Below are 23,341 nucleotides of genomic sequence, written 5' to 3'. Positions count from 1 at the left end.
GGATCGTTCCATGACCGAAATCAACACGGCGCGAACCAGCCTCGAGGACGTCGAGGAAGCGCTCAAGGACGTCATTGACCCGGAACTCGGGGTCAACATTGTGGACTTGGGCCTTCTTTACGGACTCAAGTACTCTGACGACGACGGCGCGCTCCTGATCGACATGACACTGACCACTGCGGCTTGCCCGCTGACGGACGTGCTTGAAGAGCAGGTGGGCAAGTCCTTGGACGGAGTGGTTGATGAATGGCGCCTGAATTGGGTATGGATGCCGCCATGGGGTCCTGAGCGGATCACCGATGACGGCAAGGACCAGATGAGGGCCCTCGGCTTCAACATCTGATCAGCTTTCGCCTGCTCAGCGGGAAAAGGAAGGGTTCCGGGTACATCACCCGGAATCCTTCCTTTTTGTTGTACTGCTTTATGACGTGCTGCTGTTTTCGTCTTGCCTTAGGGCGCAGCCACACCGAAGGTGTCGCACTTGTTGATATCGCCCGTGGTGTACCCCTGGTAGAACCATTTCTGCCGTTGAGCGCTTGAGCCGTGCGTCCATGACTCAGGTGAGACCCGGCCCGTCGCAGCTTCCTGGATGCGGTCGTCTCCGACGGCGGACGCGGCGGAGAGCGCATCCTGCAGGTCCTGCTCGGTCAGGGGATCAAGGAAAGGTCTGCCGCTGGCGTCCGTCTGAGTCGTAGCGTGCCGGACCCACAAACCCGCGTAGCAGTCAGCCTGTAGTTCCACCCGGACGGCTCCTGATTGAGGCCCTTGAGGGTCCTGCTGTGCTTGGTCGAGGTTGCCGAGAATGTTTTGGACATGGTGTCCGAACTCGTGGGCCACCACGTACTCTTGCGCCAGCGGTCCTCCGGAAGAACCAAAGCGGGTCACCAGGTCATCGAAGAAGCCGGGGTCGAAATACGCTTTCACATCAGCAGGACAGTAGAAAGGGCCAACGGCAGTGGTGGCGGTCCCGCAACCTGTAGTGGTGGCTGAATCAAAGATGACAGTGCCGGGCCGTGTGTATTTCACGTTGTAGTCCGCCAGGTAATCAGGCCAGAACGCATTGAGGCTGTTCACCGTGCCGGTGATCCGGCAATCCAGCCGCTTGTCTGCGTCGGCTCCGGTCTGGCATTCCTGAACGCCTCCTGCTCCGGCGCTGCCACCTTCGACGGCGGGTGGCTGGCCTCCGCCCCCGGTCAGGTCCCCGAGGATGTTGGGATTGATACCGAAGAGTGCCAGCAGCAGCACCACTATGCCACCGCCAATGCCACCACCGATCTTGGTGCCGCGGCCCATACCTCCGCCACGTCGGTCTTCCACTTGCGAGGGGTCCAGCTGCGCGCCGTCATTGAAACTCATACAGTCAGAATAGACGTCACTTTTGGTGCCTGGTGCCGGACACTGCCGTAAAATTGTTTGGATGCCTTTCCTGGATAAACTTCAGCTCTGGGCCGAGGAGCGCCCCCACGACACCGCCGTCGTTGTGGGCAGCGACCGGCTCACCTGGGCGGGACTCCGCGACGCCGCAGCAGGCCTTGTTGGGGTCTCCGCTGCCACCACAGTCCTTGCCGAGCCCAACTCTGTTAGCTTCGTGGAGCACTACGCGGCCGCGGTGGCAGGGGAGCGGCGCTGCGCTGTGCTGGACCCCGAATGGCCTGCCCCCATGATCGAAGAAGTTTCCTCACGCATCCTGGGCACCCACACGCCAGCCGAGGCCGAACTGGTGGACGGGGACCCGTCAAGCACTTTCCTGGTGGGTCTCACCTCCGGAACCACGTCCGTCCCCAAAGCCTTCACCAGGTCCCGCCGTTCCTGGCAAGTGTCCTTCGATGCGTCCATCGGGTTTTTTGGCCTCTCACAGGATGACCGGACCCTTGCGCCGGGTCCCCTGTCGGCCAGCCTGAACTTGTACGCCCTCTCGGAGTGCCTGTATGCCGGTGCAGCTTTTCACACCTTTGAAGCCTTCGACGTCGGCGCCGCCCATGCTGCCATCAGTCACGACGGCATTACCCGCCTGGTCCTGGCGCCCACCGCGCTTAGATTGCTCAGCGAGCGGGGACTGGCAGGGGACGTTGATGCTTCCGGCATCCGCAGTATTATCTGTGCCGGCTCAAAGTTGGACGCCCGGACGTTGGAGGCAGCCCGGCGGTGGGCACCCCGTGCGGCCATCTACGAGTACTACGGCGCCTCGGAGTTGAGTTTCGTTTCCGGTACCCGCCTGGCCGCCGGTGAGCCGTTGGACGCTGGCGGGACCGGCATTGGGTTGCCTTTTCCGGGGGTTGAAGTGACCATACGTGACGACGCCGGCAGCCCTCTCCGGGACGGGGAACACGGGAATATCAGCGTTCGCAGCGGGATGGTCAGCAACGGCTACCTGTGGGGCGACGATGGGCAGGCCCTGCGGTGCCTTGATGGGTGGTACACCGTGGGGGATCAGGGCTTTCTGGAGAACGGCACCCTTCACATCCTTGGACGGCGCTCGGACATGATCATCACCTCGGGAAAGAACGTCTACCCGCATGAGGTTGAGCTGGCCGTTGCTTCCGTGCCGGGTGTGGAAGGGGCGGTTGCTGCCGGAGTGCCGGATGACATCCGCGGTCACAAGGTGATCGCCGGCGTCGTTCCTGCCTGTGGTGCGATCACCGCCACCCAGCTCCGCACAGGCCTGGATGGCCTGCTGGCGCGCGACAAATGGCCGTTGCAGTACTACGTGTTGTCAGAGCTGCCCATGACAGACCGTGGCAAGGTCAGCCGAAAGGTGCTCCTGGACTGGATCAAGAACCACGACCCCCGGGCGCGAGCCCTTGGATAGCCACAAGCCCTTGGATAGCGGGACCGGCTCAGCCCGAGGGTTCGACGAATCCCGCCAGCCTGTCATTATTGCCGCGCTCCGATCTCCTATTTGCCGTGCCAACGGTCAGTTGAAGCAGTTACGTGCTGCCGACCTCCTGGCACCCGTGCTGGCTTCCCTGGTTGAAAGGGCTGGCGTGGACCTGGCGGAGGTGGACGATGTCATTGTGGGCAATGCTGTGGGCGGCGGCGGGAATGTTGCCAGGTTCGCAGCTCTCCAGGCCGGTTTGCCCATCAGCGTTCCGGGCATCACCGTTGACCGGCAATGCGGTTCCGGCTTGGACGCCATCGCGTTGGCATCCAGGTTGGTGGCAGCCGGTGGTGACCCCCTGTATTTGGCCGGCGGCGTTGAAAGCATCAGTACCGCTCCGGCCCGGGCCAACAGAACCGACGACGGCGAACTCGACTTCTACTCGAGGGCCAGCTTTGTGCCGCCGCAGTTCGGCGACCCGGACATGGGTGTTGCGGCGGAGAACGTCGCCCGCGAATTCGGCGTGACACGTCAGAGGCAGGACGATTACGCGCTCCGGAGCCATCTCCGTGCCGTTGAAGCTGCCAGGACGGGGCTCTTTGAGGATGAAATTGTTCCGCTCAGGAGCAAGGGGAAACAGGTGGCGCTGGACGATGGTCCCCGAGCTTCACTGCGGGCCCCGCTGATGGCGAGGTTCCCAGCAGCATTCGTGGCGGGCGGATCGGTCACGGCAGCAAACTCATGCTTTGACGCGGACGCAGCGTCCGCCGTCGTCATGACGTCCCTGAAACGGGCACGCGCTCTGGGCGCGACGCACGGGATGCTGGTGCTGGGGTGCGACACCGTAGGCGTTGATCCGGAATTTCTTGGCATAGGGGCAGCCCACGCGGCCAAGCGGCTCCTGGACCGCCATGGTGTGGACGCAGATGACATTGATCTGGTGGAGTTCAATGAGGCATTCGCCTCCCAAACCATCGCATGCCTGGAGTATCTGGGCGTAGAGCCTGAGAAAGCCAACCTTGATGGCGGCGCGCTTGCCTTGGGTCATGGCTACGGAGCTTCGGGAGCGGTCCTGGTGACGAGGTTGATGGCTCAAGCGCGCCGCAGCTACGCAGAGCGGGGCGAGAGTTTGCTGGCATTGGCCATGATCAGTATTGCCGGGGGCATGGGAACCGCAGCGCTCTTTCAGTACGCCAAGCTCTAGCCCCCGCGCCGGTTTAGTCCCTCTCCGGTTCGCCCAATCCGCGGGCCGCCAAAGCATCACCGGTTTGGCGTGCATACGCAACAGTGGTGATGAAGACAGGGAGAACCAGTGCGCGGGGATTGCGTTCAAGCCCGCGTGCCCGCGCTGAGTCCCTTACGTCAGAGAAGGCACCGGCTATGAAGGGAATGCTCCTGAGCATCACTGCGATGGTCAAAGCGAATCGTTCAGGATCGGCACCGAAACGCCGGAACGGTTTTGCCAACGCCACCACGCCGTCCAGCAGATCCTGCACGGGAGTAGTTGCGGTGAGGACCGAAGCTGCCACTACGCAGACCAGCACATTCAACACGATGCGTGACGCGGTGGGCCCGCCGAGTTGCCACCATTGGAAGAGTCCGATGACCAGCAGGATGGGCGCCACCAACCAAATGGCCCTCAGCAGGCGGCCGAAACCGGCTCCCGTCAGCATGAATAATCCACACATGACGGCGAAGATCACCAGCGACACGGCCCAGTCCACAATGAGGAAAGACGCCGCTCCGCAGGCTGCTACAACCAGAAATTTCAGCCACAGTGGAGTGCGGTGGATGATCGAATGTCCACGGACGTAATTCGCAATCAGGAAGCCATGCCCTCTCACCTGGACACATCGCCCAAGCCGGCACCGGGCAGGGGAGCCGCGCAAAGCTCGCGGTAACGGGCGACGCCCTCAGCAGCGCCGCCGTCGAACACGATGCGGCCGGCCTCCACTACCAGCACCCTGTCCATGTCCAAGGCCAAGTCGAGATCGTGCGTGGACATGATGACTTGTTGATCCAGGCCAGCGACTGTGCGGCGCAGGAGTTCGCGGTTCCGGAGATCCAGGAGGGTGGACGGTTCGTCGAGAACCAGGACCGTGGGATCCACTGCAAGGACTGCGGCCAAGGCCAGTAGCTGCCTTTCACCACCGGACAGTTCATAGATGCTTTGATCGGCCAGATGCAGCAGGCCGAAGCGATCCAAGACGGCTTCGGCCCGGGCCGCGCGCTCCTTGGAGTTCTTGATTGAACGGCGCAGGGAAAGCTCAACGTCCTCCCGCCCCGTGGGCATGACCAGCTGGGACAGGGGATCGGTAAAAACAAAACCTACATTGCCCCGCACACGGCGGACGTCGGCAAGAGTGTCATCTCCGTGGACTACTACCGTGCCTTCGCTCGGTTCAACCAAGCCATTCACGAGCCGCAGCAGCGTGGACTTCCCTGAGCCGTTGGCGCCGATGACTCCGATCCTGCGTTCTGTGAGGTCCAGGGAAAAATGGTGCAGCAGGGTTTTGGGGGTGTCACTGCCATCGACTGCGACACGCACCGAAACCCTGCTGAAACTGATGGAATTCATGGAGTGATTGTTCCCGCTTACTTGACCCGGCGTACCAAGACATCCGGGAAGGCTTTGTGGATTGCCACGGCGATGATCACGGCCAGGACGTTCTTAATGATATCGCCGGGGACGAAGGGGAGGTCTGCGAGGAAGGCCTTGGTGAAATCCAACTTGGCATTGACCATCATGCCCAGGACGCCGAGGGCGTGAATAACTACGATGCTGCTCACCATCGTCGCTGCGAAGAGCCACAGCGCACGGAACTTGACCGTCCTGCGGATGACCACTGATGCCAGGTAGCCGGTCGCGGCTGCCGCCAGCGGGAACGCAATGATGTAACCGGCGGAGGGCGTGGCAAGGATGCCCAAACCGCTGCGGCCGCCACTGAAGATCGGCAGGCCGGCGAAGCCGAGCAACACGTAAAGCCCGACGGCGGCGAAACCGCGCCCGGCTCCGAGCACCAGTCCACTGAGCATCACCGTCAACGTCACCAAAGTGATGGGAACCCCAAGGGCACCTACCGGGATGCCCGGGACGATCGCCGAGGCCGCTACGAGGGCAGCGAAAACTGCGATGAGGCCCAGGTCTGTGGCGTTCCAGCGTTTTCGCGAGGACGCGGTTCGCTGCGGTGTGGCAGCGGAAGTGGAAGAATTGGTCTGGCTCATGACGGTCCTATCGGGTGTAATGCGATGCGATGAATGTTCTTGTTTCCCCTGTTGTCGAGAGTACGGAGGGAACGGATTCGGAATTTTGGAGTCTTTCCACAACACTGACCCGGAATTCTTTGGCCGTCAGCACAGTTTCCTGCTGGAAGGCCCGATGTCAGGCCGTGGCCTTGGTACCGGTAGACTTGAACAGGCTGTTCTCACGGCCGTCCCCGCCGCACTTATTGGACCCACCGGTCCCCGCGAGCGTTCCCCATTGAAAGGCATCACCCGAATTGATTACCGTCCAGGACCTCGAACTCCGCGCCGGCGCACGCCTGCTCATGGACCAGGTCAACTTCAGGGTGGACAAAGGGGACAAGATTGGACTCGTCGGACGTAACGGTGCCGGCAAAACCACCCTTACCCGGGTCCTCGCCGGCGAAGGGCTCCCCGCAGGCGGTAAGGTCACCCGCAGCGGTGAGATCGGCTACCTTCCGCAGGATCCACGGACTCCGGACATGGAACAGCTCGCCCGGGACCGCATCCTTTCGGCCCGCGGCCTGGATGTGGTGGTGGGCAAGCTGAAGAAGGCCCACGAGGATATGGCAAGCGATGACGCGGCCGTCCAGCGTAAAGCCATGAATCGCTATGACCGCCTGGAGGCCGAGTTTCTCTCAGGCGGTGGCTACGCAGCGGAAGCTGAAGCTGCTGCGATCTCCTCCAACCTTGCGTTGCCGGATCGCCTCCTCAACCAGCCGCTCAAGACCCTTTCCGGTGGCCAGCGCCGCCGTGTGGAGTTGGCGCGCATCCTGTACTCCGACGCCGAGACCCTGCTCTTGGACGAACCCACCAACCACCTCGACGCCGACTCCATCACGTGGTTGCGCGACTTCCTCAAGAACCACCAGGGTGGCCTGATCGTGATCAGCCACGACACGGACTTGCTCGAGGCGACGGTGAACAAAGTGTTCCTGTTGGATGCCAACCGCGCCCAGATCGACTACTACAACATGGACTGGAAGCGCTACTTGCTCCAGCGCGAAACAGACGAGCGCGCCCGGAAGCGCGAGAGGGCCAACGCCGAGAAGAAGGCCCAGGTCCTGATTGACCAAGCCAATAAGATGCGCGCCAAGGCCACCAAGGCCGTGGCTGCCCAGAACATGGCCAAGCGTGCTGAGCGGCTTCTGAGTGGCTTGGAAGCAGTGCGCGAAAACGATCGCGTAGCCGCACTGCGGTTCCCGGATCCCTCACCCTGCGGCAAGACCCCCTTGACCGCGGAAGGTCTGAGCAAGTCCTACGGTTCGCTGGAGATTTTCACCGACGTGGATCTGGCAATCGACCGTGGGTCCAAAGTGGTCATCCTCGGCCTCAACGGTGCCGGAAAAACCACCCTCCTGCGCATGCTCGCCGGTGTGGATAAGCCGGATACCGGCGACATCATCCCCGGCCACGGCCTCAAGGTGGGCTACTACGCCCAGGAGCATGAGACGCTCGACGTCGACCGCACGGTCCTCGAAAACATGCGGTCATCGGCTCCTGACATGAAAGACGCCGAAGTCCGCGGAATCCTGGGTTCGTTCCTGTTCTCCGGCGACGACGTGGACAAGCCCGCCGGCGTCCTCTCCGGCGGTGAAAAGACACGCCTGGCTCTGGCCACCATTGTGGCTTCCAGCGCCAACGTGCTGCTCCTTGACGAGCCCACCAACAACCTGGACCCTGCCAGCCGCGCAGAAATCCTGGGGGCGCTCAAGAACTACAGTGGCGCCGTCGTCATGGTCAGCCACGATGAAGGTGCCGTGTCAGCACTGAACCCGGAGCGCGTTGTGCTGCTCCCGGACGGTGTTGAAGACCACTGGAACGAGGACTACCTGGATCTCATCACGCTGGCGTAAGACTCGCTTGGCGGACCGCTGCGCGGCGCGCATGATCTGCCGCGTGCTCGCGATTGGATCACCCCCCGCAGGCTGATGCAGCTAACGGACTTGGAGTTCCTCAGCGTTGGTGATGGTCTTTAGTTCCTCGTAGCTGATGGAGAACATCGAGTTGTGATCTCCTGCGCCGGCCCAGAGGACCGGGTGCGCCACGAGTGAGACGTCCAGAAGCGTCCTGATCTTTCGGGGATGGCCCACTGGCGCTACTCCGCCTACTTCCTGGCCTGTGTGTTCCAGCACGAAGTCGGGTTTTGCGCGGCGGATCTTGCCGGTCCCCAGTTTCTCCGCCACAAGCCCCGTGTCCACCTTCGCCGCACCGCTGGCGAGGATGAGCAGGGGCTCGCCATCGAGTTCGAAAATCAGGCTGTTAGTGATCGCCGCTACATCGCAGCCCAGCGCCAATGCTGCGGCGGCCGCTGTAGGGACCTTGTCCTCGAAGGTCCGGACGGTGTCCTCGGCGCCGGCGGCGGTCAATGCGGACCGGACGTTGAGCACCGGATCGTGAACCGGATCAGTAGCCTTGTGCATCCAGAATTGCGTCTTCCTCTTCCTCGGACGTGGGACGTTTATTCTTCCGGGGAGCCGGCGCGCGTTTCTTGGGCGTGCCGCCTGCCGAGATGATCTGCTCGTCCTCTTCGTCTTCGGCATCGATGGCTGCGTTGCGGGCTTGTTGCCGTGCAGCGTATCCGAAGCCGATGAACATCAGGACTCCGAAAGCGAACCACTGCAGGGAGTAGGAGAGGTGCGTGCCCTCTTCAGTCGCTGGCTTGGGGAAGGGCGTGGGCATGGGCTGCACCGCAGGGCTTTCGCTGGCCAACTGTCCGTATGCACCTGTGGCGATTGGATAGGGGAGTTCTCCTGCGAAACTTGCGAGGTCGATGGAGGCCAGTTGGCCATCCACAGCGCCACGGTCCAGCTTGGGTTCGGCGGGCTTGAGGCGTGCCACCACAGTGATCTCGCCCACCGGAGGAGCAGGGATGACGTCAGGACGGCCTGGTGTGTTGTTGCCGATGGGCAGCCACCCGCGGTCGATCACTACGGCTTCTCCTGTAGTCAGCCTGAAAGGAACCACGACGTCGTAGCCTGGCTGGCCGTTCAACGGCCGGTTGCGCACAACCCGCTGCCCCTCGAGGTCGTAGCTGCCGCGCAGTTCAACCTGCGTCCATTCCCGCTCAGGGTCCAAGGCATTGAACTCGTCCTTGATCTCCGCGTAGGGCACCGGGGTGGCCGAGTAGTTACTCACCACGCGATTGATTTCCGCCAGCGTCTCAGCCCTGCGGTCCATCTGCCAGCGCCCCAGGAAAACGCAGGCTGTGGCGAAAATAACAGCCAGCACGAAGTACCCCAGCCATTTGCTGGAGAACAGAAAACGGTACATTCAGCCGGCCTCATTCACTGTTGCATCATTGGCCGCGAACGGCAGTGTTTCTTTCCAGAGCCCACGCGTCTGCAGGTAATCCTCAAGCCAGTCCCGGTGTTCGCTGCACGAAAGCCACACCTTGCGGCGGTCCGGGGTGTGGATGCGGGGATTGTTCCACAGAAGTTGCCACTGCGCGCCGGCCCGGCAACCTTTCCGGGAGCACAACGCCGGCCCGGTGGCGCGTTCGGAATCCCGGCCGGCCGAACTTGTGCCGCCGAGGTTGAAGATGTTCATGAAGCCGCCCGTTCGTCGCCGGGATCTCCGGCATCGCTTGCAAGACCCGTGCCAGGGTCAGATGGTTCGTCTGGTGCTTCGTCATCCACCAGTTCGCCTTGGAGCACTGTTGGCGCGTCCACAGAAGGTTCTTCAGGCTCAGGGGAACGTTCTATTTCAGGGACGGCCACGTAATCCAGCAAGGACTCGCTATGGTCCTCGGCTTTGTCGTTGCCGTTCGCTATGACCACCGCAATCCACGGCAGGAAGACAGCACCCGCGATCGCAATGATCTTGAACCAGCCGTCAACCACGAAAATCAGGACGATACAGACCATGCGGATACCCATGGCTACGGCGTACTTGATCATGCGATCACGCATGTCTTCGGAGTGCGCGGCAGCGGCATCTGTGATGCTGTGGACTTCGGGGTCGCCGGAAACAGCGTCCGGTTCCCCGGGCACTTGCTGCAGGGGACTGTTTTCTCGTGTCACAACTGAATCATCACGCTCCAAAGGCCTTCCTCAATTCTCTCACCAAGGCCCTAACCGCCCAAACCACGTTGATGGCCGGTTACCCGCGGGTTGCACCAGGCTGCAGATAGGATCAACACAGGAAAATCCCTCTCTCATAGCGGCATGGCATTGCCGCGGAACCTGGAGCGAAAGTATGTCTGAAGCAGTATCCACCGGCCGCAGCGTTCTTATTACCGGCGGCAACCGGGGCATCGGCCTCGCCATTGCCGAGTCCTTCCTTGCCAACGGCGACAAGGTTGCCGTCACCTACCGAAGTGAATCAGAACTGCCTGAGGGCATCCTGGGGGTGAAGGCCGATGTCACGGACGAGGCATCAATTGACGCTGCCTTCAAGATCGTCGAAGAGGCCCACGGGCCGGTGGAGGTGCTGGTTGCCAACGCTGGCATCACCAAAGACACGCTGCTGTTGCGAATGAGCGAGGACGACTTCACGTCAGTTCTGGACACCAACCTCACCGGCGCCTTTCGAGTCATCAAGCGCGCCTCGAAGGGCATGATCCGCTTGAGGAAGGGCCGCGTTGTCCTCATTTCCTCCGTCTCCGGCCTTTACGGCGCTCCCGGACAGATCAACTACTCCGCTTCCAAGGCAGGCATGGTGGGCATCGCCCGCTCCCTGACGCGTGAACTCGGCAGCCGCGGCATCACGGCCAACGTCGTTGCTCCCGGTTTCATCAACACAGACATGACTGCCGAATTGCCGGAGGATACCCAGAAGTCCTACCTGGCCAATGTTCCGGCCGGACGCTTCGCCGAAGCCTCCGAGGTAGCCAACGTTGTGCGCTGGGTTGCGAGTGACGAAGCCGCGTACATTTCCGGCGCCGTTATTCCGGTGGATGGCGGCTTGGGGATGGGCCACTAGGCAACTAGCTTGCAGAGCAGTTTTTGTGCGGGCCCGACAACGGATTTCTGACATGCCGCTGGCATGATGGAACCCGAGCCCATGGAATTTGGATGAAGTGAACAAAAGGAGCACGAATGGGAACGCTGGATAACAAGACTGCAATCGTCACGGGATCCTCCCGTGGAATCGGCGCCGAAGTTGCCAAGATCCTCGCCGGCCAGGGTGCCGCCGTCGTGGTCAACTACCGCCAGAAGGCCCCTCGCGCCAATAAGGTAGTTGCCGGGATCCAAGCAGCGGGTGGTCGTGCTGCCGCGGTCGGCGCAGACCTCACTACCGATGAAGGTGTTCACGCACTGGCAAGCACCGCCATGGAGGAATTCGGCTCCCTGGATATCCTGGTCCTCAACGCCTCCGGCGGGATGGAATCCGGCATGGAGGAAGGCTACGCACTCAAACTGAACCGCGATGCCCAGGTCAACATGCTCAATGCGGCAGTTCCCCTTATGCCCGAAGGCTCCCGGGTGGTCTTTGTAACCAGCCACCAGGCGCACTTTGTGGAGACCGTGCCCACCATGCCCGAGTACGAGCCTGTGGCGAAGAGCAAGCGCGCCGGTGAGGACGCCCTGCGCGCCCTTCTGCCCAACCTTGCAGACAAGGGCATCTCACTGGTGGTTGTATCCGGCGACATGATTGAGGGCACCGTTACGGCCACCTTGCTTGATCGCTCCAATCCAGGAGCCATCGAAGCGCGCCGCGCAGAAGCCGGGAAGCTGTACTCCGTAGAGGAGTTTGCTGCCGAGGTTGCCAAAATGGTGACCGCCGACGTCGAATCCGGCCACACTGAATACGTGGGCGGAGCCGACTACTTCGACAAGACGGCCGAGTAGCCGGCACACACCTTCAGCAGCGGCCCGGGACATGAGTCCCGGGCCGCTGCTGTTTCTCCAGCCCTGGGCCATCGAAAATGACAATTTCATAAATTATTCCAATTTTCGCGTCACGAATTGCGAATTGTTGTTCTACTTATGCCGCTTTGCATTAAGGGAATTCATCTGATTGACTCTCAAAGGCGCCCTCGTCCTTGATTACCAGACGGCAGCCCAATCCCGGGTGGGGAGTTTATGCCGCATCGGCCACCTTAGGCAGCAGATGGAAGCTTCAGGGTTGACGCAGGGGCGATTTTTATCCCTTTGCATTAGGAGCTTTCTTTGGACCTGTTATTGCACGCAGATGATATTCATGCCTCGTATGAACATCGGCGAATCCTCAAGGGCGTCGGGCTCTCGGTGCGACGCGGCGAGATACTGGGTTTAATCGGAACCAACGGAGCTGGAAAAACCACTCTGATGGGAGTGGTGGCCGGCTCGCATCAACACGACGCCGGGCTGATGACGCTCGCGGGGGAAAAGTACCGGCCGGAAACCGTTGAGGAAGCGCAAGCGTGCGGCGTCGGACTCATTCCGCAGAACTTCAGGATCGACCCCCAGCTAACCATTGCAAGCGCTATTTTTCGTGGAACTTTTCAAGCAGCCAAGCCCCACGCCGAACTCCGCGACCAAGCAAGCAAGCTGATACGGGACATCGGCGTCAGCTTGGATCCCGACACCAAGGTTGGTTCGCTCATTCGTGCCGAGCAAGCCCTCGTGGAGGTCCTGAGGATGGTTGCCGAAGAGGCCCAGCTGGTCATCATGGACGAGGTTGCCGCCTCGCTTCCGGACCATGACGTCGCCGTGCTGCATCAGGTGCTGCGCATGCTGGTCAGGCAGGGACGGGCCATCATCTACATCACGCATCGCCTGGATGAGGTCCGATCCATTGGGCACCGCATAGCTGTCCTTCGGGAAGGCCGGGTGCACAAAATTCTGGAAGCCAGCCATACCGACGTTGACGAACTTGCCTTCCTGTTGCTTCAGCACGAGCTGGAGGGCAGCCCCAGGCCCAGCGACCCCGCCGAGGGGGATGAGGTCCTGCGGGTAGTGAGCCTCAGTACGGGGGACAGGGTTCGGGACGTTACCTTCAACGTGGCCAAGGGCGAAATTTTTGGTTTGGTGGGAACGCATCGCTCGGGCGTCTACGAGTTGGTCGAAGCCCTGGCCGGCGTCCGCCCCAGTACCTCTGGGCAGATCCTGATGCACGGTCAAGAAGCGAAGATTCGGACCGTCCAGGATGCCCGACGTCTGAACATCGGCTATCTTTCCGACACTGTGAACGATGGCGAGGCTACGGGGACCATCGTTGAGGGCCTTCAGCGAAGTGGTGAAGAAGGGGAGCCGAGTCTTCGGGACGAGATCACACAGCTTCGTGGAGTTGCCGACCTCGTTCAACGCATGCGCATCAGCACTACCAACATCCATGGCAACCTCAGCACGCTTTCCGGCGGCGACCGCCAGAAAGTGCAGCTTGCCAAATGGATGACCACAGGTTGTGACCTCTTGATCCTCAGCCATCCGAGCCGCGGAATCGACATCGGCGCAAAGGAAGCCGTCTATCAGATGCTCAAGGAGCTCAGCCAGACAGGCGTAGCCGTCATACTCCTGTCCTCTGACTTGTCCGAACTGATCAGCTGGTGCCACCGGGTGGGCGTAATGCGCGACGGCGAACTTGTCACTATTGAAGCCAATGCCAATACCAATGAGGACGTCCTGGTGCACCATATGCTGGGTGTGAAGTTCGAATCGGGCCGCAGCGAGGCCCGCCGCGTGAGGACTTGACGTCTTGCATTCCCGAGACGGGAAAGGGGCGGTGGCGCATCATGCGCCACCGCCCCTTCGCCTTTACACCGGAAATCAGATGGTGATGTCCTTGGCCAGATTCTTGAGCTTGTGCCGGGCCAGCGCCAGGTTTGCGTAGGTACGGTCAAGCACCAGGTAGACGAAAAGGCCCTTGGATGCCGTTGAGTTCAGCACATTGATGAGGTGGTACTGGGTACCCAGGGTAATAAGAATGTCTTCGATGTCGCTGTCAAGACTTAAGTCGGCCATGGTCCGCAACTTGGCGCTCACCACGTTTGAGTTGCCCGCAGCAGCAACGCCGAGGTCGAAACCGGGATTTCCACCCTGGGCCAAGGCCATGCCGCTGGAGTAGTCCACCACCGCAGCACCAGTGGATCCTTCGATGGCCAGCAGTTGCTTAATAGCTTCGTCCAGTGTGCTCATATCGGGTTGTTCCTGTTCTGTTGAGTAATCAGCAGTGCTCGTGACGTTGGCAATTCGGGTCGGGTCATCTCCGTAGAGATCCAGGTGGAGAATCTCGTGGAAGGGTGATGGATACCCGTCAGGCTCGCCTTGGCCGGAGGCAGTCACTTCGAATCCTTCGTCGCGTTTCCACCATTTCCATGTACGCTCCGAACGATTCACTTCCTGCCCTCGCATTTCGTCATTCCTGACTGCCGCTTACTATGCGGAGATATTGATAATGGTCTTCACATTACACAACTTTTACCTCAACAGAACAAAAATCTATTGCAGTCCAGGCCAGGAATGAACCCATCAACAAATGAGCGAAAAATTAATTAATTCTTGCTGTTTTCGCGTCACGAAATTGGCTTTACTGACACACAGTTGCATTCCTACTTCGAGTGGACGTGCTGCAGCCTCCGGGTACGCGAAAGCACCGGCGGGTAACCGCGCCGGTGCTTTGGCGAGAGGAAATATGGTGACGTCAGGCTGCGACGCCGTGGGTTCAGACGTTGGCTATGTGCCGGACGGCGTCCAGATACGGCATGGTAATCACAGCGTCGGCCACCGCACGGACAGCAGGTTTTGCATTGAAGGCGACTCCGATGCCGGCAGCACTGAGCATGTCCAGGTCATTGGCACCGTCACCCACCGCAATAGTGTGCTCAAGGCTGATTCCTTCAGCGGCCGCCCACTCGCGCAAGTACTTTTCCTTGGCTGCTCTATCGATGACCGCACCCAGCACCTTACCGGTCAACGCGCCGTCGACGATTTCAAGCTCGTTGGCGATCCAGTAGTCCAAGCCGAGTTCATCAGCGATAGGACCCAGGATTTGGTTGAATCCTCCGGAGACAACCGCCACCACATGGCCTGCCTTCTTGAAGGCCGCCACAAGTTCTGCCGCGCCCAGGCTGAGGCGCACCTCCTGGCGAACAGAATCGACGACGGCGGCAGGCAGGCCCGCAAGGACGGCAACACGGGCGTGGAGGCTCTGGGCAAAGTCCAACTCGCCACGCATTGCAGCTTCGGTAACGGCAGCGACTTCCTCGCGTTTGCCTGCGTGCGCTGCCAGCAGTTCGATGACTTCTTGTTGTATCAGCGTGGAATCAACATCCATGATCAAGAGCTTCCGGGCGGCTTCGCGCAGGGCTTCAGGCACTATGGCTGTATCAACCCCTGCTTCTGCGGCCTCTGCCACCAGCCGCCGCAGGGTCCTGAGCTCCGTATCCGTCCCCACCGTGAGACCGGCCGTGTGTACTCCGAAGCGCTCGTCTCCACCATGTGATTCCGATGACACTGCCGCGCCGGCTTCGGCCAGCGTCTTCCGCACATTGTCGAGGGATTCGGGGGACAAGTTCACGCCATAGCTGACTGCAGCCAAGTTCGAAGTCATGGCCCCAATCCTACTGAGGGCGCCGCACGCGCCCGAATTCGTTTCGCGATACAAAGCCTGCACCGCCACCGGTTATCAGTCATATGGATTTTTGTCCTAGTGTCTACTGCTATGAGTGATGTTCTGGAATTGGCTTCCGTCAGCGTTGTCCGAGGCAAGAAGACCCTGCTGGACAAGGTTGACTGGCAGGTCAACGAAGGCGAACGCTGGGTCATCCTGGGACCCAATGGAGCCGGTAAAACCACCCTCCTCCAGATTGCCGCCGCCCGCCTGCACCCAAGCAGTGGCAAGGCCGGGATCCTCGATGAGACCCTGGGCCGCGTGGACGTGTTTGAGCTGCGGCCCCGGATCGGACTTTCCTCGGCAGCACTTGCCAACCAGATCCCCGAACACGAGAACGTTTTGAACGTCGTGGTCACAGCTGCCTATGGCGTCACCGGCCGCTGGCGTGAGGGCTACGAACGCGACGACGAACGCCGCGCCTTCGCTTTGCTCAACGACTGGGGGATGGGCCCCCTCTTGAACCGCACCTTTGCCACCCTGTCCGAGGGTGAGCGCAAGCGCGTCCAGATTGCCCGTGCACTGATGACCGACCCCGAGCTTCTGCTGCTCGACGAACCCGCAGCAGGCCTCGACTTGGGTGGCCGTGAAGAATTGGTTCATAAGCTGGGCGAACTCGCCAGTGACGAAGCAGCGCCTGCCATGGTCCTTGTTACCCATCACCTTGAGGAAGTGCCGCCGGGATTCACGCATGCCATGCTGCTCCGCGAAGGCGGAGTGGTCGCTGCCGGCACCATCAAGGAAGTCCTCACCGACGAGCACCTCAGCAACACCTTCGGCCTTGCCCTGGATGTTTCTGAAAACGCCGGCCGCTACACGGCCACTGCCCGACGCTAGGCGGGGTTCGGTAACTTACTGTGGAGATTCTTAGCAGCATCCTGATCTTTTTCGCGGGCTTGTGGGCCGGTACCATCAATGCCGTAGTCGGCTCCGGCACACTGGTGACGTTCCCCGTGCTCATAGCACTGGGCGTGACACCGGTTGTCGCGTCCATGAGCAACGCCATGGGCCTGGTGGCTGGAACGGCCGCAGGGGCATGGGGCTATCGGCGTGAGTTGGCAGGCAGGGGAAGGCAGCTGATGAAGCTGCTTCCGGCCTCCCTGCTGGGCGGCATCACGGGCGCATGGCTTTTGCTGCATCTGCCGGAGAAGGTCTTCCATTACGTGGCCCCCGTCCTCTTGGTGCTGGCCCTCCTGATGGTGCTGTTCCAGCCCAAGCTGCAGGCTTGGGTTCGCAGCCGGGAACAGAACCCCGAGCATGCCATCCGGGACCGGAGCCATGGCGTTCTCCTGGTGGTCCTGGTCTACTTCGCCGGTGTCTACGGCGGCTACTTCGTGGCTGCACAAGGGATCCTGCTGGTGGGGATTCTGGGTGTGTTCCTCTCCGGGACCATGCAAAATGCCAACGCCATGAAGAACTTCCTGGTGCTGGGCGTGAACATGGTGGCTGCCATTTCGTACCTGATCTTCGCCTTTGACCGCATCAACTGGCTGGTAGTCCTGCTCATCGCCGTAAGCTCCACCATCGGGGGGCTTGTGGGTTCCAAAGTGGGCCGGAAGTTGTCGCCCCGGGTTCTCAGGGCAGTCATCTTCACCCTCGGCATCGTGGCCCTTGGCTTCATGATCGCCAACCTGCTGAAATAATCAATCGGTGACGTTCCACTATCTCGAGTCCGCCAACGACCCCCGGGTGACGGACTACACCACCCTCACAGATGTACACCTCAGGAAGTTGCGCGAGCCACGCGAAGGCATGTACATCGCCGAATCCTCCAAGGTCCTCCGCAGGGCACTGGCGGCAGGCCATCAGCCCCGTTCCTTTTTCCTGGCGGAGAAGTGGCTGGAAGATCTTGACGACGTCTTCAAGGCCCATCCTGACGTTCCCGTATTCATTGGCAAAGCTTCGCTGTTGGAAGAGATCACCGGCTTCCACCTGCATCGCGGAGCGATGGCTGCGATGCACAGACCTGCCCCGGTCCCGCTAAAGGACCTCTTGGTCAACGCCAGGAGAATCGCCGTGCTGGAGGACATCGTGGACCACACCAACGTGGGCGCCATCTTCCGCTCAGCTGCGGCGCTGGGTGTGGACGCCGTGCTCGTCTCGCCCAGGTGCGGCGACCCGCTGTACAGGCGCAGCGTCCGCGTCAGCATGGGCACGGTCTTCCAAATACCGTGGGCACGCCTGGAAAGCTGGCCCGCCGGCTTGGCAAGCCTGCAGGAGCAAGGCTTCACGGTGGCCGCCATGGAGCTGACTGATGATGCGCTGAACCTGGACGAACTCGCCGCCAAGAACTACCCGAAACTCGCCTTGGTGCTGGGGACCGAGGGTGCCGGCATGAGTGAAGAGACGCTGGCCGCCGTCGACCTCGCTGTGAAGATACCCATGCGTGCAGGGGTGGACTCACTTAATGTCGCCGCCGCTTCGGCAGTGGCATTTTGGGAGCTTCGGCCGCAGGATTGACTCCGGTTCGTCGGGCATGGCCGTTTCGGCTATGATTGGTTGTTGGCCCGCCCGCTGGAATGTTCACATTGCAGCCAAGGACCACCTCCATTCATACCTGGCAGCTGGCAAAATCCAGTTGCGTGAACAAAAGGTCCCATTATGAAGTCTGATATCCACCCGAAGTACGAAGCTGTTGTCTTCAACGACCTGGCCTCCGGTACGCAGTTCCTGACCAAGTCCACCGTGTCTTCCTCGAAGACCATCGAGTGGGAAGACGGAAACACCTACCCGGTTATCGACGTCGAAATCTCTTCGGAGTCCCACCCGTTCTACACGGGCAAGCAGCGCATCATGGACTCCGCAGGCCGCGTCGAGCGCTTCAACGCTCGCTTCAAGGGCTTCGGCGGCAAGAAGTAACCACTTCACCCCAAGGCTTTTCGAAGGCCCGCATCGCCGGATTCCGGCAATGCGGGCCTTTGCGTTTTCCGGCAAGATGGGAAGCATGACTTCCCACCCCGCTCCGCAAGCACACCATCACGACGACGACACCCGCCTTCACGGGGAATATAAGGTCCCCGGGGGCAAACTCGTGGTGGTGGACCTGGAGGTGGCGGGCGGACGTTTCTCCAACGTCTCCCTGAGCGGGGATTTCTTCCTGGAGCCTGATGAGGCCCTGCAGGACATCAACCAGGCATTGACGGGACTCCCGGAAACCTCCACAGCAGCAGACATCGCCGCGGCTGTGGCAGGAGGCCTGCCCGAAGGGGCTGTGCTCTTTGGGTTCTCTGCAGAAGCCGTGGCTGTGACGGTCCGTAGGGCACTGTCCAAGGCGACGAGCTGGGCGGACCATCAGTGGGAAGTCATCCCGCCGTTAGTCCTGCCCACACAGGTTAATGTCGCCTTGGACGAAGTTCTCACCGAGGAAGTGGGCGCGGGGCAGCGGAACCCCACGCTGAGGTTCTGGGACTGGGAGGAGCCTTCCGTGGTGATCGGCAGCTTCCAATCCGTTCGGAACGAGGTGGATCCGGACGGCGTCGCGCGGCACGGTATTTCCGTGGTGCGTCGCATAAGCGGTGGCGGTGCCATGTTCATGGAGGCTGGCAACTGCATCACCTATTCGCTGTACCTGCCTCAGACGCTGGTGGACGGCATCAGCTTTGCCGACTCCTACGCTTTCCTGGATGCCTGGGTCATGGCCGCACTGAAGAAGCTGGGTATTACGGCCTTCTACGTGCCCCTGAATGACATTGCCACGGATCAAGGCAAGATCGGCGGCGCGGCACAGAAACGGCTCGCCAACGGCGGCATGCTCCATCACGTCACCATGAGCTATGACATCGACGCGGACAAGATGGTGGATGTCCTGCGCATCGGCAAGGAGAAGCTCTCGGACAAAGGAACCAGGAGCGCCAAGAAGCGCGTGGATCCCTTGCGTCGCCAGACGGGTCTCGCAAGGTCGGCAATCATCGCCGCCATGCAGGAAGTCTTCGCCGAGCGATATGGTGCGGTTGAATCCCGGCTCACCGACAGTGAACTCGACGAAGCCAGGAAGCTCGTGGAGGACAAGTTCGGCACAGAGGAATGGTTGAACCGGGTTCCCTAGGACATTTCCGCACAACGGCCTGTGCGGTCACCCAGCCGCTTGTGCGGTCAACGCCCTCAGCAAGTGGCTCCGTTGCTCGATGATGATGCGCCGCAGGGCACGGGGAGCACCTGGATGCTCATGAAGCCAACGATCCGTCCTCAGCAGGACCGGGTGCTCGGCGGGCCGCATGCCTTCGGTGAGATTCTGTGCTCCGGGAAAGAGGCCCCGGACAATCCGGCCCGCGATTTCAATGCTGCGTTCGGACCAAACACGTTCAAGGCAATCAAAGTAGGGCTCCACATAGCGTTCCAGGAGATTTCCGGGAGCAGCAACGAACCCCGCGATCGTGGCGCTGAGGATCTCGTTGGAAAGACCAGTGCTGTTGACGGTGGAGTCCCAGGCGGCTGCCTTGATTGATGCCTCCGGACGGGCGGCCGAGGCCAGAGCATGGCCTTCCCTGCCCGAGGCCGTGGTATCAGCGTCAAGCTCCCGGTCCAACTCAGCGAGAGTCGCCTGCCCATGGGCTGCCAGCGCCTGCCACAGGCTCCAGCGCAGTTCAGCGTCCACGGCCAGGCCTTCCACCACGGTGGTCCCTTCCAGGATTCCCCGCACCAGGGGGAGCTGGCTGTCACCGTGCCTGGAAACCTCGGCCACGGTCCTGGCCCAGGCAAGTTGCTGGTCAGAGCCGGGAACAGCAGTCATCAACTGCTCAGCGGCTACGCCCAGAAAATCCTTCCGCACGCCCTCGCGCGTGGCCGCGGGGACGTAGCGCTCGATGGCACTGGCAGCGTTGCCCAGCACGTTAAGCAGGACACCTATACCCGTTTCCGAAGGCGCGAATTGCTCGACGGCGGTCACGTAACGGGCCGCCGGTGTCACGCCATCCCTGGCCGAATCCCAGAGCGCAGTCCAGCAGAGAGCACGTGCCATAGGATCCGAAATCCTGTTCAGCGACGTCCGGACCGTGTGTTCGGACCCGCTGTCCAGCCGGACTTTGACGTAACTGAGGTCATCATCGTTAACCAGGAGCAGCGCCGGCCGGCGCTTTCCGCGCAATTCCGTCAGCAATGTGCTGGGCCCTGCAACGTCAACGTCGATGCTTTCGGTCCTTACCAAGGCACCGGTTGAATCGGCGTCATACAGGCCCAGCCGCATACGATGCGGGCGGAGTTCCTGGTGACCGGTGAGGGGATCTATGGCGTCCTGCCGGAGCGTTACCGCACCGAGCATCCCGTCGTCTTCCACCATCTCAGCCGAAATAGTGGAGATGCCGGATGTCTGCAGCCATTGCCGTGCCCATCCGGAAAGATCCCTGCCTGAGGCTACACTGAGGGCCGCCAGGAGATCCTGAAGGGAAGTGTTCCCGAAGGCATGATCCCGGAAGTACTGACGGGACCCCGCGATGAAGGCATCAAAACCGACATAGGCCACGAGCTGCTTCAGGACCGAAGCGCCCTTGGCGTAGGTAATGCCGTCGAAGTTTTGTTTGGCTGCCTCAAGGTCCGGGATGTCCGCCACGATCGGGTGGGTGGTGGGCAGTTGATCCTGCAGGTAGGCCCAGGCTTTGCGCTTGCTGGCGAAATTCACCCACGCGGTGTCCCAGTCCGTGGCGCGGTCCACGCCCAGGGTCCCCATGTAGTCGGCGAACGACTCTTTGAGCCAGAGGTCATCCCACCAGTTCATGGTCACCAGGTCCCCGAACCACATGTGGGCCATCTCGTGCATGAGGGTATTGGCGCGGGCTTGGTACTGGGCGTCGGTGGCCCGTGAGGCGTAGACGTACTTCTCTGTGAACGTCACCAGCCCGGGGTTTTCCATGGCACCGAGGTTGTATTCGGGCACAAACGCCTGATCGTATTTGCCCCAGGGATAGGGGTAGGCGAAGAGGTTGTTGAAGAACTCCAGTCCGCTCTTGGTCAAACGGAACAGCTGATCGGAATCGAACGAGCCGGCCAAGGAAGCCCGGCAGAAAAGTGCCAGCGGCACGTCCAGCCGGGTGCCGTCGTCGAGGTTTGCTCCCCAATGATCGGTGGCCTTGAAGTAGGGACCGGCCAACACGGTGGTGATGTAGGTGGACATTCGCTTGGTAGGGGCGAAATCCCACTGCGCGGCGGTGGGATGTCCCGGTACCGGTGTGCGTGCCTCCTCAACTCCGTTGGACGCAACTTCCCAACCGACGGGGGCAATCACGTGGAAAGTAAATTCGGCTTTGAGGTCCGGCTGTTCGAAATTGGCGAAGACGCGGCGGCTGTCCGCAGGTTCGTACTGTGTGTAGAGGTAGCACTGGCCGTCCGCGGGGTCCACGAAGCGATGCATGCCCTCGCCGGAGCGGCTGTAGAGCGCCGTCCCGGTCAACGTCACGGTGTTCTCGGCGGCGAGGCCTTCCAGGATGATCCTGTCGCGGTCCACCACTGACTCCACGTCCAGTCTCCGGCCGTTCAGCACCACTGACTCGACGCCGCCGCTGATGAAATCCAGGAAGGTGGCGGAGCCAGGTTCGGCTGAGAAGGTAACAGTGCTGGTGCTCGAATATCCGGCGACGGCGGGATCTGCCGCGTCGCGGACATCGAGTGTGACGTCATAGCTGTGGGTGGTGATCAGGGCTGAACGGATTGCGGCGTCATCGCGCGAGAGATTGTGATTCGACACACAGCTATCTAATCATGATCCACGCGGCCCCCAGGCCCAAAGAGGCGATGAGCAGCCAAGAGCCCAGCGCCACCAGGACGGCGCGGCCTCCCGTGTGAATCAGGGTGCGTACCCGCACCGCCGAACCCAGCCCGAACAGGGCCGTTGCCAGCAGAATATCCTGGACAACAGCTGCAATTTCCAGGCCCGCCTGCGGCAACCACCCCAGGGAACGGAGTGCCACCATGGCGAGGAATCCCACCACAAACAGGGGGACAATCGGCGGGAACCGCCCGTCGACACCATCAGCCGGATCGTCCCCGCCGTTGCTGCGCTTCCTCACATGGACGATTCGTTGGTGCACCCCGGCGGCAGCGGCAACCGGTGCCAGCAGGACCACGCGCGTCAATTTGACGACGACGGCCACCGCCAGCGCCGATGTACCAGCTGTTTGCGCCGTGGCCACCACCTGGCCGACGTCGTGCACCGAGGCGCCGGTCCAGGCTCCGAATTGTTCGGGATTGAGATTCAGGGGGTGCATGAGCAGCGGCAGTACACCGATGGCAAGAGTTCCGCAGAGCGTTACGAGCGCCACGGGGAGCACGGTGTCTTGATGCTTGATGCGGCGCACGGCCGCCATCGCACCGATCGCGGAGGCGCCGCAGATGGAAAAGCCGGTGGCGATGAGGATGGCGGCTTCGCCGGGGAGGCGAAGCAAACGCGCCAGCCCATAGGTTCCCGCGAAGCTGATCAGGACAACACCTGCGATCAGGAGCAGGGACAGCCACCCCAGGCCGAGGACGTCACCGATGCTGACCTTGAGGCCCAAAAGCACGATCCCGGCACGCATGAGGTGCTTTCCGGCGAAGTCCAGGCCCGGCCGGGCGCGCCCCGCGGTCAAGACAGCCGTGCCCGGTATATTGGCTGAGAGCAAACCCAAGGCCACGGCGAGTGTCATGGCAGGTACCGCCGGAAAAACGCCGTGAATGGCGAAGGCAAGACCCGTTGCGGCGATGCTCAGGACCAACCCGGGCCCCAGCCGGGACAGCTGGGGCGCAAGACTCTTGTAGGGCATGCCTCAACCCTGCCGG

The 23,341-nt window shown here is 61.4% G+C and carries 24 protein-coding genes; 12 read left to right on the top strand and 12 right to left on the bottom strand.

Features of this window, described 5'->3' with window-relative positions; translation table 11 throughout:
• The first annotated feature begins 10 nt into the window (after window positions 1-10).
• A complete protein-coding gene (locus ACIQH5_RS01575) occupies window positions 11-343 on the top strand; it encodes a metal-sulfur cluster assembly factor (protein WP_024816678.1) in 333 nt (110 codons plus the stop codon).
• A gap of 107 nt (window positions 344-450) precedes the next feature.
• Here the strand turns inward: ACIQH5_RS01575 and ACIQH5_RS01570 are convergent, their stop codons facing one another.
• Window positions 451-1,356 carry a neutral zinc metallopeptidase gene (locus ACIQH5_RS01570; protein WP_400399659.1) on the bottom strand — a complete coding sequence of 302 codons (906 nt, stop codon included), beginning with the start codon at window positions 1,354-1,356 and terminating at the stop codon, window positions 451-453.
• A 61-nt stretch (window positions 1,357-1,417) separates the two neighbouring features.
• On the opposite strand from ACIQH5_RS01570, the gene ACIQH5_RS01565 reads away from it, so the two are divergent.
• Window positions 1,418-2,809, top strand: a complete 1,392-nt coding sequence (locus tag ACIQH5_RS01565; protein WP_400399657.1) for a class I adenylate-forming enzyme family protein — start codon at window positions 1,418-1,420, stop codon at window positions 2,807-2,809.
• A 10-nt stretch (window positions 2,810-2,819) separates the two neighbouring features.
• Complete coding sequence (locus ACIQH5_RS01560) at window positions 2,820-4,022, top strand: thiolase family protein (protein ID WP_400399655.1); 1,203 nt, start codon at window positions 2,820-2,822, stop codon at window positions 4,020-4,022.
• A 13-nt stretch (window positions 4,023-4,035) separates the two neighbouring features.
• Here the strand turns inward: ACIQH5_RS01560 and ACIQH5_RS01555 are convergent, their stop codons facing one another.
• The 3 genes from ACIQH5_RS01555 to ACIQH5_RS01545 are packed head-to-tail and all read right to left on the bottom strand — an operon-like array spanning window position 4,036 to window position 6,043.
• On the bottom strand, window positions 4,036-4,662 hold the full coding sequence (locus ACIQH5_RS01555) for an energy-coupling factor transporter transmembrane component T family protein (protein WP_400399653.1): 627 nt from the start codon (window positions 4,660-4,662) through the stop codon (window positions 4,036-4,038).
• Window positions 4,659-5,396 (bottom strand): energy-coupling factor ABC transporter ATP-binding protein, encoded by a 738-nt coding sequence (locus ACIQH5_RS01550; RefSeq protein ID WP_400399651.1) that lies wholly within the window; start codon window positions 5,394-5,396, stop codon window positions 4,659-4,661. Before ACIQH5_RS01550 ends, ACIQH5_RS01555 begins: the two co-directional genes overlap by 4 nt.
• Window positions 5,397-5,413: 17 nt before the next feature.
• Window positions 5,414-6,043 carry a biotin transporter BioY gene (locus ACIQH5_RS01545; protein WP_400399649.1) on the bottom strand — a complete coding sequence of 210 codons (630 nt, stop codon included), beginning with the start codon at window positions 6,041-6,043 and terminating at the stop codon, window positions 5,414-5,416.
• Window positions 6,044-6,318: 275 nt separating this feature from the next.
• Between ACIQH5_RS01545 and ACIQH5_RS01540 the strand changes: the two genes are divergently transcribed.
• The gene (locus tag ACIQH5_RS01540) at window positions 6,319-7,917 is read left to right on the top strand and encodes an ABC-F family ATP-binding cassette domain-containing protein (protein ID WP_062068715.1); all 1,599 of its coding nucleotides are present in this window, start codon (window positions 6,319-6,321) and stop codon (window positions 7,915-7,917) included.
• 81 nt (window positions 7,918-7,998) lie between these two features.
• On the opposite strand, the gene ACIQH5_RS01535 is transcribed toward ACIQH5_RS01540, so the two are convergent.
• The 4 genes from ACIQH5_RS01535 to ACIQH5_RS01520 are packed head-to-tail and all read right to left on the bottom strand — an operon-like array spanning window position 7,999 to window position 10,104.
• The gene (locus ACIQH5_RS01535) at window positions 7,999-8,484 is read right to left on the bottom strand and encodes a YbaK/EbsC family protein (RefSeq protein WP_400399648.1); all 486 of its coding nucleotides are present in this window, start codon (window positions 8,482-8,484) and stop codon (window positions 7,999-8,001) included.
• The gene (locus tag ACIQH5_RS01530) at window positions 8,468-9,334 is read right to left on the bottom strand and encodes an SURF1 family protein (RefSeq protein ID WP_400399646.1); all 867 of its coding nucleotides are present in this window, start codon (window positions 9,332-9,334) and stop codon (window positions 8,468-8,470) included. Before ACIQH5_RS01530 ends, ACIQH5_RS01535 begins: the two co-directional genes overlap by 17 nt.
• Window positions 9,335-9,610 carry a hypothetical protein gene (locus tag ACIQH5_RS01525; RefSeq protein ID WP_400399644.1) on the bottom strand — a complete coding sequence of 92 codons (276 nt, stop codon included), beginning with the start codon at window positions 9,608-9,610 and terminating at the stop codon, window positions 9,335-9,337.
• Window positions 9,607-10,104 carry a DUF3099 domain-containing protein gene (locus ACIQH5_RS01520; RefSeq protein ID WP_400399642.1) on the bottom strand — a complete coding sequence of 166 codons (498 nt, stop codon included), beginning with the start codon at window positions 10,102-10,104 and terminating at the stop codon, window positions 9,607-9,609. Before ACIQH5_RS01520 ends, ACIQH5_RS01525 begins: the two co-directional genes overlap by 4 nt.
• 154 nt (window positions 10,105-10,258) lie before the next feature.
• Here ACIQH5_RS01520 and ACIQH5_RS01515 point away from each other — a divergent pair, with 154 nt between their 5' ends.
• The 3 genes from ACIQH5_RS01515 to ACIQH5_RS01505 all read left to right on the top strand — a co-directional run bounded on the left by ACIQH5_RS01515 (window position 10,259) and on the right by ACIQH5_RS01505 (window position 13,677).
• Complete coding sequence (locus ACIQH5_RS01515; RefSeq protein ID WP_062068726.1) at window positions 10,259-10,984, top strand: beta-ketoacyl-ACP reductase; 726 nt, start codon at window positions 10,259-10,261, stop codon at window positions 10,982-10,984.
• A gap of 116 nt (window positions 10,985-11,100) precedes the next feature.
• Window positions 11,101-11,853 (top strand): SDR family oxidoreductase, encoded by a 753-nt coding sequence (locus tag ACIQH5_RS01510; protein WP_400399640.1) that lies wholly within the window; start codon window positions 11,101-11,103, stop codon window positions 11,851-11,853.
• A 333-nt stretch (window positions 11,854-12,186) separates the two neighbouring features.
• Window positions 12,187-13,677, top strand: a complete 1,491-nt coding sequence (locus ACIQH5_RS01505) for an ATP-binding cassette domain-containing protein (protein ID WP_400399638.1) — start codon at window positions 12,187-12,189, stop codon at window positions 13,675-13,677.
• 75 nt (window positions 13,678-13,752) lie between these two features.
• Here the strand turns inward: ACIQH5_RS01505 and ACIQH5_RS01500 are convergent, their stop codons facing one another.
• Window positions 13,753-14,268: a hypothetical protein gene (locus tag ACIQH5_RS01500; RefSeq protein WP_400399636.1), complete on the bottom strand. Its 516-nt coding sequence runs from the start codon at window positions 14,266-14,268 to the stop codon at window positions 13,753-13,755.
• 379 nt (window positions 14,269-14,647) lie between these two features.
• Window positions 14,648-15,535: a phosphoserine phosphatase SerB gene (gene serB / locus ACIQH5_RS01495; protein WP_400399634.1), complete on the bottom strand. Its 888-nt coding sequence runs from the start codon at window positions 15,533-15,535 to the stop codon at window positions 14,648-14,650.
• A 111-nt stretch (window positions 15,536-15,646) separates the two neighbouring features.
• Here serB and ACIQH5_RS01490 point away from each other — a divergent pair, with 111 nt between their 5' ends.
• From ACIQH5_RS01490 to ACIQH5_RS01470, 5 genes are all read left to right on the top strand, one after another.
• Window positions 15,647-16,432 carry an ABC transporter ATP-binding protein gene (locus ACIQH5_RS01490; RefSeq protein ID WP_400399632.1) on the top strand — a complete coding sequence of 262 codons (786 nt, stop codon included), beginning with the start codon at window positions 15,647-15,649 and terminating at the stop codon, window positions 16,430-16,432.
• Between the two features lie 20 nt (window positions 16,433-16,452).
• The gene (locus tag ACIQH5_RS01485) at window positions 16,453-17,238 is read left to right on the top strand and encodes a sulfite exporter TauE/SafE family protein (RefSeq protein WP_400399630.1); all 786 of its coding nucleotides are present in this window, start codon (window positions 16,453-16,455) and stop codon (window positions 17,236-17,238) included.
• Between the two features lie 7 nt (window positions 17,239-17,245).
• Window positions 17,246-18,055, top strand: coding sequence for a TrmH family RNA methyltransferase (locus ACIQH5_RS01480; RefSeq protein ID WP_400399628.1), 810 nt, complete (start codon window positions 17,246-17,248; stop codon window positions 18,053-18,055).
• 141 nt (window positions 18,056-18,196) lie between these two features.
• On the top strand, window positions 18,197-18,454 hold the full coding sequence (locus ACIQH5_RS01475; protein WP_017200906.1) for a type B 50S ribosomal protein L31: 258 nt from the start codon (window positions 18,197-18,199) through the stop codon (window positions 18,452-18,454).
• An 85-nt stretch (window positions 18,455-18,539) separates the two neighbouring features.
• Window positions 18,540-19,640: a biotin/lipoate A/B protein ligase family protein gene (locus tag ACIQH5_RS01470; RefSeq protein ID WP_400399626.1), complete on the top strand. Its 1,101-nt coding sequence runs from the start codon at window positions 18,540-18,542 to the stop codon at window positions 19,638-19,640.
• A gap of 27 nt (window positions 19,641-19,667) precedes the next feature.
• Here the strand turns inward: ACIQH5_RS01470 and pepN are convergent, their stop codons facing one another.
• Window positions 19,668-22,271 carry an aminopeptidase N gene (gene pepN / locus ACIQH5_RS01465; protein ID WP_400399625.1) on the bottom strand — a complete coding sequence of 868 codons (2,604 nt, stop codon included), beginning with the start codon at window positions 22,269-22,271 and terminating at the stop codon, window positions 19,668-19,670.
• A gap of 4 nt (window positions 22,272-22,275) precedes the next feature.
• Window positions 22,276-23,325, bottom strand: coding sequence for a YeiH family protein (locus tag ACIQH5_RS01460; protein ID WP_400399623.1), 1,050 nt, complete (start codon window positions 23,323-23,325; stop codon window positions 22,276-22,278).
• Between the last annotated feature and the right edge of the window lie 16 nt (window positions 23,326-23,341).

Origin of the sequence: Paenarthrobacter sp. NPDC091711 (assembly GCF_044756605.1) — a bacterium.
GTDB lineage: Bacteria > Actinomycetota > Actinomycetes > Actinomycetales > Micrococcaceae > Arthrobacter.
The sequence above is the reverse complement of the archived record's forward strand: the minus strand, read 5'-3'. Positions and strand labels throughout refer to the sequence as shown.